Genomic DNA, 11,903 nt, shown 5'->3' with positions numbered 1-11,903 from the left:
CGCCTATTTCAGATCGACATAGTCGAACCGATGCGTCCCGAACGGGCTCATCTTGTAGCCCACGACGTTGCTGCGCATCGGCAGGTGCACCACGGAGTGGGCGATCAGGAAGAACGGCGCCTCGCGATGCATCACCACCTGGGCCTGCATGTACAGCTTCGTGCGCTCGGCCTGGCTGGGGACCTTCGCCGCCTGGACCACCAGGTCGTCGTACTCCTTGTTGCACCAGTGCGGCGCGCTGCCTTTGGCCGAGCAGGCCGCCAGCGGCACGAAGAAGTTGTCGGGGTCGCCGTTGTCGCCGGTCCAGCCCAGCTGTGCCATCATGTGCTCGCCGGCCTGCACCCGCTTGCGGTACTCGCCCCACTCGAAGCTGACGATCTTCGCCTTCACGCCGACCTTCGCGAGATCGGCCTGCATCAGCTCGCCGATCCGCCGCGCGTCGGGGTTATAAGGGCGCTGCACCGGCATCGCCCACAGATCCGTCTCGAACCCGTCGGGATAGCCGGCCTCGGCCAGCAGCTTCTTCGCCGCTGCGGGGTCGAACTTGTAGTCCTGGACGTTGTTGTTATAGCTCCACATGGTCGGCGGGATCAGGTTCTTCGCCGGCAGGCCGGAGCCCTGATAGACCGCATCCAGGATGGCCTTCTTGTCGATGGCCATGTTGATCGCCTGGCGCACGCGCACGTCGTCGAACGGCTTCTTCTGCACGTTCATGGCGAGATAGCCGATGTTCAGCCCGGGCTGGGACATCAGCGTCAGGTTCTTGTCGGCGCGGATGCTCAGAAGATCCGCGGGGCTCGGCCCGAACGACATCTGGCACTCATTGGCGCGCAGCTTGGCCAGGCGCACCGACGGATCCTTGTTGATCGAGTAGACCAGCGTGTCGATCTTCGGCTTCGTGCCCCAGTAGTCCTTGAAGGCCCGATAGCGGATGGTGGCATCCTTCACGTATTGCACGAACTCGAACGGCCCGGTGCCAATCGGCTCCTGGTCGATCAGCTCGGGCTTGCCCATCTTCGTCAGCGCGTCCGCGTATTCCTTCGACTGGATCGTGGCGAAATCCATGGCGAGGTCGGCCACGAACGGCGCGTTCGGCTGGGTCAGCACGAAGCGCACGGTGTAGTCGTCGATCTTGTCGATGGACTTCAGCAGCTTCGGCATATCCATGTCGCTGAAGTAATCGTAGCCGCCCCCGGACACCTTGTGGTACGGGTTGCTGTCTTTCCACTGCCGCTCGAAGCTGAACAGCACGTCGTCGGCGTTGAAGTTGCGGGTCGGCTTGAAGTTCTTGTTCGACTGCCACTTCACGTTGTGACGCAGGTGGAAGGTGAACACGAGCCCGTCTTCGCTGGCGTCCCATTTCTCCGCCAGCGCCGGCACGACCTCGGTGGTGCCGTAGCCGAAATCGACGAGGCGGTCGTAGACGGGCCGGTTGGCGTCGAACGTCGTCCCGGTGGTGTTGAGCATCGGGTTGAAGTTCTCCGGCGAGCCTTCCGAGCAGTAGACGAACGTCTTCGCCTGGGCGGGCCCGGCAACTCCGCCCACCACTGCGGCGAGCACAAGCGCACAGGAGGCGATGATGACCCTGTTGGACATGTCGAGATTCACTCCCTGTATTATTTTATCGCTGGCGGCGCCGCGTTCGGGGCGGCGCGTGATGCCGCCACGCATGTTACAGGCGGTATCACGCCGTTGCTATCCCCCTGTCGACACGCCACTCTCGCCGCGGCGGCACTGAGCCGCGGTTACGACGCAAAGGTCGCAGCCGCACGCAGCGCCTCCACGGACCGGTGCACCCCGTCTTCCGGGGACAGTAGCAGGTCCTCGTGCTCGATCGACAGAACATCGTCATACCCGGCCAGACGCAGCGCGGTGCAGAACTCCCGCCACCACGACTCGCCATGGCCGAAGCCGAGCGTCACATAGCCCCAGGCGCGGTCCCGCAGCCGGTCCATCGGCGTGGTGTCGATCAGGCTGTTCACCGCGGCGTTGGCCGTGTCGATGCGCGTGTCCTTCGCGTGCACGTGATAGATCGCATCGCCCAGCGCCCGAATCGCCGCCAGCGGGTCCGCCCCCATCCAGAACAGGTGGCTGGGATCGAAATTGGCGCCGATGACCGGCCCCACGGCCGCCCGCAGGCGCTGCAGCGTGGCGACGTTGTAGACCGCCTGGTGGCCGTGCAGCTCCAGGCACAGGCGGCCGACCCCGGCGTTCCGGGCCTCGGCCACGAGGCCGCGCCAGTAGGGGATCAGCACCTCGTCCCATTGCCAGGCCAGCACGCGGGCCGTCTCCGGCGGCCAGGCGGTGGTGATCCAGTTGGCATTGGCATCGCCCGGCCCGCCCGGGCAGCCGGACATCAGGACCACCCGCTCCACCCCCAGCAGGCCGGCGAGGCGGATGGTCTTGCTGGTCACCTCCCGGTGCCGCGCGCCGGACTCGCCGGGATGCAGCGGATTTCCCGAGCAGTTGAGCGCACTCAGCGACAGGCCATGGGCGCGCAGCTTCGCCAGGAACGCCGCGCGCGCCTCGGCGCTCTCCAGCAGCGCATCGAGCTTCAGGTGCGGCGCCTGCGACCAGTTGCCGCAGCCGAATTCGAGGGTGGAGATGCCGAGGCCGGCGGCGGCCTCCAGCAGGGCATCCAGCGGCAGATGGGACAGGCTGTCCGTGACCAGGCCGAGACGCATCACAGCCGCACCGGCTGATGGGTGCGCGCGGATTCGGTGGCGGCGTCGGCTAGCAGCAGGGCCTTCAACCCGTCCTCCCCATCCGGGCGCGGGCGGGTGCCGGTGGTGACGGCGGTGATGAACGCATCGAGCTCGGCGCCGTAGGCGGCGGCGTAGCGCTCCAGGAAGAAGGGCAGCGCGGGGTCGGTGCTGAAGCCCCGCGCCGTCGCCAGTTCCACTGTGGTGGCGGTGACGTTGCCGGCCCGCAGCAGGCCGCCGGCGCCATGCGCCTCGATCCGCTGGTCATAGCCATAGGTGGCGCGGCGGGAGTTGGAAATCTGGCACAGCGCGCCGCTGGCCGTGCGCAAGGACACCGTCGCGGTGTCAACGTCTCCGGCCGCACCAATGCCGGGATCGACCAGGCAGGAGCCGGCGGCGAACACCTCCACGGGGTCCTCGCCGAGCAGGAAGCGGGCCATGTCCAGGTCATGGATCATCATGTCCCGGAACAGCCCGCCCGATGCGGCCACATAGGCGGGCGGCGGCGGCGACGGGTCGCGGCTGAGGATGGTCAGCAGCTCCAGCCGGCCGATCTCGCCCGCGTCCATGCGCCGCTTCAGCGCGGCGAAATGCGGGTCGAAGCGCCGGTTGAAGCCGACCATCAGCGGGATTCCGGCCCGCTGCACCGCGGCCAGGCAGGAACGCACCCGGTCGGCCGACAGGTCGATGGGCTTTTCGCAGAACACCGCGCGGCCGGCGACGGCGGCGCGCTCGATGTAATCGGCATGCGTGGGCGTGGGCGAGCCGATCAGCACCGCGTCGGCGCCGAACGCCGCATCGAGCGACAGCACCTGCGAACCACAGGTCTCGGCCAGCCGCGCGGCAGCGGCAGCATCGGGATCGGCAACGCCGGCCAGCCTTGCGTTGGGATGGGCGGCGATGTTGCGGGCATGGATCTGCCCGATCCGGCCCGCGCCGATCACGGCGATGCTGAGCATGGCGCGACTCCTCCTGTGCTGCGCATTTGTGTCCCGGCCGCTGTCCGTGGACAATAGCCTCCCGACCGGGATGGAAACGTCATGAACACGATACGTCTCACCATGGCACAGGCCCTCGTGCGCGCTCTGGTCGCCCAGCGCACCGAAATCGACGGCGCGGAATTGCCATTGTTCGCGGGGGTGTGGGCCATTTTCGGCCACGGCAACGTGGCCGGGCTGGGCGAGGCGCTGCAGGCGGCCGGCGATTCGCTGCCCACCTATCGCGCCCACAACGAGCAGGCCATGGCGCTGGCCGCCATCGCCTATGCCAAGACCATGCGGCGGCGGCGCATGATGGCCTGCACCAGCTCGATCGGCCCCGGGGCGACCAACATGGTCACCGCCGCCGCGGTGGCGCATGTCAACCGGCTGCCGGTGCTGTTGCTGCCCGGCGACGTGTTCGCCGGCAGACGGCCGGACCCGGTGCTGCAGCAGGTCGAGGATTTCGGCGATGCCACGGTGTCGGCCAATGACTGCTTCCGCCCGGTCAGCCGCTTCTTCGACCGCATAACCCGGCCTGAGCAGCTGTTGACCGCGCTGCCGCAGGCGCTGGGCGTGCTGACCGATCCCGCCGCCTGCGGGCCGGTGACGCTGGCACTGTGCCAGGACGTGCAGGCCGAGGCGTTCGACTGGCCGGAAAGCTTCTTCGCCCCCCGGCTGTGGCATATCCGCCGGCCGCGGCCGGATCTGCGCGAGCTGGAAGCGGCCGCCGATCTGCTGCGTGGCGCGCAGGCGCCGCTGATCATCGCCGGCGGCGGCGTGCACTACGCCGAGGCCACCGAGGATCTGGCCGATTTTGCCACCGCCCACGGCATTCCGGTGGCCGAGACGCAGGCCGGCAAGAGCGCCCTGCCCCACGACCACCCCCTCAACCTCGGCGGCATCGGCGTGACCGGCAGCAGCGCCGCGAACCAGGCGGCGGAGCGGGCCGACGTGATCCTGGCCGTGGGCACCCGGCTCGCGGATTTCGCCACCGGGTCATGGGCGCTGTTCCGCAACCCCGCGCGCCGGCTGATCGGCCTGAACGTGCAGCCCCTGGACGCCGGCAAGCGCTTCGCGGTCCCGCTGGTCGCCGACGCCGGCGAGGGACTGACGGCACTGTCCGCGTCCCTCGGCGACCACACCGCGCCGGCGGCATGGACGCAGGCCACGACGGCCGCGCTGGCGCCGTGGCGGGCGGCGGTGCGCGCGGCCACGGCGCCGACCAACGCGCCCTGCCCCTCCGACGCGCAGGTGATCGGCGCCGTGCAGCGCGCGATCCCGGCGGACGCCATCGTCGTCGCGGCCGCCGGCGGGCTGCCCGGCGAGCTGCACAAATTGTGGCAAGCGGGCCGGCCCGGCGGATACCACGTGGAATACGGCTTCTCCTGCATGGGCTACGAAATCGCCGGCGCCGTCGGCGTGAAGCTGGCCGCCCCCGACCGCGAGGTGGTCGTGCTGCTGGGCGACGGAAGCTGGCTGATGATGAACTCGGAAATCGCCACCTCGGTGATGCTCGGCCTGAAGCTGACGGTGGTGCTGCTGGACAATGGCGGCTTCGGCTGCATCGACCGGCTGCAACGCGCCACCGGCGGGGCCGGGTTCAACAACCTGCTGGCCGATGCCCGGCACGCCATGCTGCCGGCGCTCGATTTCACCGCCCAGGCCGTCGGATTGGGCGCGATCGCGCTGAAGGCGGCCGGGATCGCGGAACTGGAGTCCGCCCTGGCGGTGGCCCGCGATGCCGACCGCACCACCGTGATCGTGGTCGATACCGATCCGGCGATCAGCACCGGGGCCGGCGGCCACTGGTGGGATGTCGGCGTGCCGGAGGTTTCGGCGCGCGCCGAGGTGCGGCGGGCCCGTGCCGAATACGAAACGCAACGTCTGCAACAACGCCTGGGAAACTGACAGCATGCCGGTACGTCTGGGGACGAACCCCATCGCCTGGTCCAACGACGACCTGCGCGCCCTTGGCGGCGCAACGCCGCTGGAGACCTGCCTCGCCGAAGCGAGGCTCGCCGGATATGACGGCATCGAGCTCGGGCACAAGTTCCCGCGCGACGCCGCGGCGTTGCGGCCGATCCTGCAGCGCCACCACCTGGACCTGGTATCCGGCTGGTATTCCGGCGAGCTGCTGCGGCGCGACGCCGCGGCCGAGATGGTGGCGATGCGGCCGCATCTCGACTTGCTGAAGGCGATGGGCTGCGGCGTGCTGATCCTGGCGGAAACATCCAATGCCATCCACGGCGACCAGGCCATTCCGCTCTCCCGCCGGCCGGTCCTGGCCGACGACGTCTGGGCCCGGTTCGGCCAGCGCGTGACCGACCTGGCCGAAGCCGTGGCGGCGGAGGGACTGGACCTCGTCTATCACCACCACATGGGCACGGTCGTGCAAAGTGCTGCGGACATCGACCGGTTGATGGCCGCCACCGGCACCGCGGTGAAGCTGCTGCTGGACACCGGGCACGCCACCTTCGCCGGCGTCGATCCGGTGGCGCTCGCGCGGCAGTATCGGGCACGGGTGGCGCATGTGCACTGCAAGGATATCCGCCGCGACGTGATGGCGGAGTCACAGCGCCTGGACCGCAGCTTCCTCGATGCCGTGGTGGCGGGCGTGTTCACCGTGCCGGGCGACGGCATGGTCGACTTCCCCGCCGTGCTGGCCGAGCTGCCGGGCTATGATCGCTGGCTGGTGGTCGAGGCCGAGCAGGACCCAGACAAGGCGCACCCGCTGACCTATGCCCGGATGGGCCGCGAGAACCTGGCCCGCTACGCAAGCGGCGCCGGACTCTCATGACAAAGCCGTTGTCATCGGCCGGTTTGTGGGCTCCACTCTCGCGACAATGCCGGAACGGCACACGGGAGGAAATACATGAGCGGACCAACCAGCAGGCTTCGCATGCTCGCAGTTGCCGCCGGCCTGTTCGGCCTTGCGGCGCTCGTACCGAGACCGGCGGCGGCCCAGGGCTCGGTGGTGATCTATTGCGGCGTGGATGAGGCCTGGTGCCGCGCCATGGCCACGACGTTCGAGAAGCAGACCGGCATCCATACCGACATGACCCGCCAGAGCGCCGGCGAGATCTACGCCCGGCTGCGGGCCGAGAAGGACAACCCCCGCGGCGATATCTGGTGGGGGGGCACCGGCGACCCGCATCTGCAGGCGGCCGAGGAAAACCTGACCCAGGACTACAAGTCGCCGCAACTCGGCCAGCTGCGCGACTGGGCGCAGCGCCAGGCCGAACGGGCGAAGTTCCGCACCGTCGGCATCTATCTCGGGGCGCTGGGCTTCGGCTACAACAAGGAGGACCTCGCCCGCCGCAAGCTGGCCGCCCCGGCCTGCTGGGCCGACCTGATCAAGCCGGAGTTCAAGGGCGAGGTGCAGATGGCCGACCCCAACTCCTCCGGCACCGCCTGGACGATGCTGGCCACCATCGTCCAGCTGATGGGCGAGGAACCGGCTTTCGCCTACCTCAAGCGGCTGAATGCCAACATCAATGAATACACCAAGGCCGGCGCCGCCCCCGCCCAGTCCACCGGCAAGGGCGAATCGCTGATCGGCATCGCCTTCCAGCACGACCTGATCGATGTCGCGAAGCGCAACTTCCCGGTGCAGGTGGTCTCCCCTTGTGAAGGCACCGGCTACGAAATCGGCTCGATGAGCCTGATCCGCGGGGCGCGCCACCCCGAGGAAGCCCGCAAGTTCTACGAATGGGCGCTGACGCCCGAGGCGCAGAAGCTCGGTGCACTGAACCGCAGCTACCAGATCCCCTCCAACACCGCGACGCCGGTGCCGCCGGAGGCGCCCGATCTCAGCCGCATCAAGCTGATCGAATACGACTTCGCCACCTACGGCTCCTCCGCCACCCGAACCCGCCTGCTCGGGCGCTGGACGAGCGAAGTCAAGAACGCGCCGCGCTGAGATACGCGCGAGGCCCGAGCCATGATGCGCGTCTGGCTGGGCCTCGCGTGGGCCGGGTTGGTGGTCTTGCCCTGGTATGGGCTCGAGGCCCCGCTGCGGGCGATATCGGCGTTGCAGCCGGAAGCGCTGCCGGCGTTGTGGCAGGGGCGGGTGTGGCTGTGGCCGCTGGCGATCCCGTTGCTGATGGCGATCCCTGGGCGGCCGCGCCTGCTGGCGCTGAGCGGGGCGCTCGGCCTCGCCTGGTTGTGCATCGAGGGGTTGGCGATCGGGCATCGCGGCTGGGGGGCTCCGTGGCTCGGCGCGCTGTTCGGCGCGCCGGGGCCGACGCAGCCGGCGTTGGGCTGGGGTGCGGCGGTGTACGCGCTGTCCTGCGTGATGCTGGCGGCGATCGGGCTGGCGCGGCAGGGCTGGTGCCGTGGCGACGTGTTCGTGCTGGGCTCGCTGCTGCTGGTGGTCGGGCTGATCGTGTTGTTCGTGGGCTTCCCGGTGGTGTCGATCCTGACCTCGGCGGTGCGCGACAATGCGGGTGGGTTCGCGCCGGATTTGTTCGCCGAGAAGCTGTTCAACAGCTCGATCTGGGGCCTCGATTGCCTCGTCGGGACGCATGCCTGCGGGGTGGCCTGGAACACGCTGGCGCAGGCGACTCTGGTGGGCGTGCTGGCGACGCTGCTGGGACTGGCCTTCGCGCTGGCGGCGTTACGGACGAACCTGCCGCTAAAGCCGCTGCTGCGGTTGCTGTCGCTGCTGCCGGTCATCACCCCGCCTTTCGTGATCGGGCTGGCGTTGATCCTGCTGTTCGGCCGTGCCGGGGTGGTCACGAACTTCCTGGCGCTGCACTTCGACATTCCGCGCAGCCGCTGGATCTATGGCATGCCCGGCATCACCATCGCGCAACTGCTGGCGTTCACCCCGATCGCGTTCCTGGTGCTGGTAGGCGTCCTGGGCGCGGTCAGCCCCAGCCTGGAGGAAGCGGCGCAAACCTTGCGCGCCGGGCGCTGGCACACCTTCCGCACCGTGACCTGGCCGCTGATCCGGCCGGGGCTGGCGAATGCGTTCCTGATCTCGTTCATCGAAAGCCTGGCCGATTTCGCCAATCCGCTGGTGATCGGCGGCAACTTCAACGTGCTGTCGACCGATATCTTCTTCGCCGTGGTGGGCGCGGCGCATGACCAGGGGCGGGCCGCGGTGCTGGCGCTGGTGCTGCTGGCCTTCACGCTGACGGCGTTCATGGCGCAGCGGGCCTGGACCGGATCGCGCAGCTACACCACCGTCACCGGCAAGGGCGATGCCGGTCTGTCCGCGCCCCTGCCTGGGCCGCTGCGTGCGGCCTGCTATGCGACCGTGCTGCCGTGGCTGGTGCTGACGGTCGCGGTCTACGGCATCATCATGGCCGGCGGCTTCGTGGTGACCTTCGGGCGCGACAACACGCCGACCTTGGACTATCTGTGGACCGCGTTCTCGATCGAGCGCGGCGTGGGCGGCTGGTTCCTCAGCGGTTCCGGCTGGCGGTCGTTCATCACCACCATGGAACTGGCGCTGATTGCAACACCGGTCACCGCGGCCCTGGGGCTGCTGACCGCCTACCTGCTGAACCGGCAGAATTTCATGGGCAAGGGCGCGTTCGAGTTCCTGGCGATGATGAGCTTCGCCATCCCCGGCACGGTGATCGGCATCAGCTACATCCTGGCGTTCAACGTGCCGCCGGTGGAGCTGACCGGGACCGGCCTCATCATCGTCATCTCGTTCGTATTTCGCAACATGCCCGTGGGCATCCGCGCCGGCATCGCCAGCCTGAGCCAGGTGGACCGCAGCCTGGACGAGGCGTCGCAGACACTGGGCGCGCGTTCGTTCCGCACGCTGCGGCTGGTGATCGTGCCGATCCTGCGCCCGGCCATCGTCACCGCCATGGTCTACAGCTTCGTGCGCGCCATGACGACGGTGAGCGCCGTGATCTTTCTCGTCTCCGGCGAGTACAATCTCGCCACCGTCTATATTGTCGGCCGCGCCGATGTGGGTGAATACGGCGTGGCGCTGGTCTATTCGGCGGTGCTGATCGTGGTGATGGCCGCCGTGCTTGCCGGCATATCGGCAGTGGTGGGGCGGCAGAAAATCGGGCGGCGAGGCATGTTGGCAGCGGATCAGCCAGTCGTGGTGCAGGCATGAGCGGGATGCAGCCGGCGGTGGAGTTCCGCGCCGTGACCAAACGCTACGGCGCCGCCGCCGCGGTCGACACGATCAGCTTCACCATCGCGCGCGGCGACCTGGTGACGCTGCTCGGGCCGTCCGGCTGCGGCAAGACCACCACGCTGCGGCTGATCGCCGGGTTGGAGCATGCCACCGAAGGGCAGATCCGCATCGGCGGCAAGGACGTCACCAGGCTGTCGGCGGCCGAGCGCGACGTCAGCATGGTGTTCCAGTCCTATGCGCTGTTTCCGCACATGAACGTCCTGGAAAACGCCTGCTATGGCCTGCTCGCTTCCGGAATCGCCAGGAAGCGGGCCGAGGAGATGGCGCGCAGCAAGCTGGCCCTGGTGGGGCTCTCGGGATTCGAGACGCGGCTGCCCAGCGAGTTGTCGGGCGGGCAGCAGCAGCGCGTGGCAGTGGCGCGCGCGATCGTACTGGAACCGGAGGTGCTGCTGTTCGACGAGCCCTTGTCGAACCTCGACGCCAAGCTGCGGCGGCATGTGCGCGAGGAGATCCGCGCCCTGCAGCAGGACCTGAAACTGACCGTCGTCTATGTCACGCACGACCAGCAGGAAGCCCTGGCGGTGTCCGACCGGGTGATCGTGATGAACGCCGCCCGCATCGCCCAGGACGGCACACCCCGCGCGCTGTACGAGCAGCCGGCCAGCCGCTTCGTTGCGGATTTCATCGGCGACGCGAACCTGCTGCCCGTGACCGTGCGGCGGATGGACGAGACCATGGCGGAGATTCGCCTGGGATCCCTCGCCTTGACCCTCCCGCATCGCGGGGCGGCCAACGGAAGTGCCGAGCTGGCGGTGCGCCCGCAGGCTGTCCGGCTGGGAGAGGCAGGCGGATTGCCAGGCCAGGTGCTGAGGGCCGCCTATCTCGGCAGCCACATGGAATACGAAGTCGGGCTCGCCGGAACCGCGGCCGAACTGTTCGTCATCGCCCCCGACGTGTCGACGCCGATCCCGGCGGGAACCGAGGTCAGCGTGACCTTCGATCCCGCCGGGCTCGCGGTGGTGCCGGGCAGCTGACCGCCGCGGTCAGGCCGCCAAAGCCTCCCGCCGGCGCCTGGCGCGAAACGCATCGATGCTCCAGCCGCCGCCGCCCAGCGCCGCCAGCTGCAGGAAACCGCCGGCCATGGTCAGGTTCTTCCAGAAATTGATCATCTGGCCGCGGTCGCCGGGGACGTAGTGGACCGCAGTCGCCGTCACCAGGCAGAAGCCGGCCAGCGCCAGCGCCGCCCATAGCACCCGGAACCCCAGCAGGATCGCAAGGCCGCCGCCCAGTTCAACCAGAACGGCCACCGCGTAAGCGGCCTCCGGCATCGGCAGGCCGCTGGCTGCGATGTATTTGATGGTTCCGGCCGGCGCCATCAGCTTGTTGAGGCCGCCATTGATGAAAATCACGCTCATCAGAATGCGGCCAAGCAATGCGACCATGTCGGTCTGGGTTCGGCTCATGGATGTCCTCTCGGCAGAATGGCTGCGCTCAACCGACCGCGCGCAACGGCTTGAGCGCGGTGGCGATCCGGGCCACGCGGCAGCCCTGGAAGCGGGCGACGGCCAGATCGTCCTCGGTGGGGGCCAGCAGGTCGCGCCCGTTCACGACGGCAGAGGCGCCGTAGGGCGTACCGGCCTTATACAGGCTGGCGTCGGCATAGCCCAACGGCACGATCACCAGACCGAGATGCGCCAGCGGGTTGTAGAGCGACAGGATCGTCGATTCGTTGCCGCCATGGTTGGTGGAGGTGGAGGCGAAGACCGATCCGGCCTTGCCGTTCAGCTTGCCCTGGAACCACAGGCCGCCCAGGCCATCGATATAGGCCTTCAGCTCGGAAGAGACGGCGCCGAAGCGGGTCGGCGTTCCCAACACGATGGCATCGGCCCAATCGGCATCGGCCTCCGCAGGGGCCTCGTAGAGGGCGTTCTGGCGGGCGGCGTTCTCGGACCAGCCGGGCACCTTGGCCATCAGCTCGGCGCTGACCAGCTCGCGGGCCCGGCGCAGACGCACCTCCGCACCCTCGGCGCGGGCGCCTTCGGCGATGGCGTTCGCGAGCGTCTCGATGGTGCCGCCGCGGGAATAGAAGGCTATCAGGACATTCGTGGCCATACT

Annotated in this window: 10 protein-coding genes; 5 read left to right on the top strand and 5 right to left on the bottom strand. The window is 68.7% G+C overall.

Annotation, left to right across the window (positions count from 1 at the left end):
* Nucleotides 1–3: 3 nt before the first annotated feature.
* The 3 genes from OL599_RS12225 to iolG form a co-directional block, all read right to left on the bottom strand.
* Entirely contained in the window at nucleotides 4–1,596 is a 1,593-nt protein-coding gene (locus OL599_RS12225) for an ABC transporter substrate-binding protein (protein WP_264714051.1), read from the bottom strand.
* Nucleotides 1,597–1,745: 149 nt separating this feature from the next.
* Nucleotides 1,746–2,684 (bottom strand): sugar phosphate isomerase/epimerase family protein, encoded by a 939-nt coding sequence (locus OL599_RS12220; protein ID WP_264714050.1) that lies wholly within the window; start codon nucleotides 2,682–2,684, stop codon nucleotides 1,746–1,748.
* The gene (gene iolG, locus OL599_RS12215; protein WP_264714049.1) at nucleotides 2,684–3,661 is read right to left on the bottom strand and encodes an inositol 2-dehydrogenase; all 978 of its coding nucleotides are present in this window, start codon (nucleotides 3,659–3,661) and stop codon (nucleotides 2,684–2,686) included. Before iolG ends, OL599_RS12220 begins: the two co-directional genes overlap by 1 nt.
* Before the next feature lie 81 nt (nucleotides 3,662–3,742).
* Here iolG and iolD point away from each other — a divergent pair, with 81 nt between their 5' ends.
* The 5 genes from iolD to OL599_RS12190 all read left to right on the top strand — a co-directional run bounded on the left by iolD (nucleotide 3,743) and on the right by OL599_RS12190 (nucleotide 10,822).
* Nucleotides 3,743–5,590 carry a 3D-(3,5/4)-trihydroxycyclohexane-1,2-dione acylhydrolase (decyclizing) gene (iolD, locus tag OL599_RS12210; RefSeq protein WP_264714048.1) on the top strand — a complete coding sequence of 616 codons (1,848 nt, stop codon included), beginning with the start codon at nucleotides 3,743–3,745 and terminating at the stop codon, nucleotides 5,588–5,590.
* Nucleotides 5,591–5,594: 4 nt separating this feature from the next.
* On the top strand, nucleotides 5,595–6,479 hold the full coding sequence (gene iolE / locus OL599_RS12205) for a myo-inosose-2 dehydratase (protein ID WP_264714047.1): 885 nt from the start codon (nucleotides 5,595–5,597) through the stop codon (nucleotides 6,477–6,479).
* Nucleotides 6,480–6,554: 75 nt separating this feature from the next.
* Complete coding sequence (locus OL599_RS12200; RefSeq protein ID WP_264714046.1) at nucleotides 6,555–7,601, top strand: ABC transporter substrate-binding protein; 1,047 nt, start codon at nucleotides 6,555–6,557, stop codon at nucleotides 7,599–7,601.
* Between the two features lie 21 nt (nucleotides 7,602–7,622).
* Entirely contained in the window at nucleotides 7,623–9,764 is a 2,142-nt protein-coding gene (locus tag OL599_RS12195) for an ABC transporter permease (protein ID WP_264714045.1), read from the top strand.
* Complete coding sequence (locus OL599_RS12190) at nucleotides 9,761–10,822, top strand: ABC transporter ATP-binding protein (RefSeq protein WP_264714044.1); 1,062 nt, start codon at nucleotides 9,761–9,763, stop codon at nucleotides 10,820–10,822. The genes OL599_RS12195 and OL599_RS12190 overlap by 4 nt, the downstream gene beginning before the upstream one ends.
* 9 nt (nucleotides 10,823–10,831) lie before the next feature.
* Here OL599_RS12190 and OL599_RS12185 read toward each other — a convergent pair whose 3' ends face one another.
* Nucleotides 10,832–11,251, bottom strand: a complete 420-nt coding sequence (locus tag OL599_RS12185; protein WP_264714043.1) for a DoxX family protein — start codon at nucleotides 11,249–11,251, stop codon at nucleotides 10,832–10,834.
* Between the two features lie 28 nt (nucleotides 11,252–11,279).
* A complete protein-coding gene (gene wrbA, locus OL599_RS12180) occupies nucleotides 11,280–11,900 on the bottom strand; it encodes an NAD(P)H:quinone oxidoreductase (protein ID WP_264714042.1) in 621 nt (206 codons plus the stop codon).
* Between the last annotated feature and the right edge of the window lie 3 nt (nucleotides 11,901–11,903).

The organism is Limobrevibacterium gyesilva, from assembly GCF_025989185.1.
Classification (GTDB): Bacteria; Pseudomonadota; Alphaproteobacteria; order Acetobacterales; family Acetobacteraceae; genus Limobrevibacterium; species Limobrevibacterium gyesilva.
The sequence above is the reverse complement of the archived record's forward strand: the minus strand, read 5'-3'. Positions and strand labels throughout refer to the sequence as shown.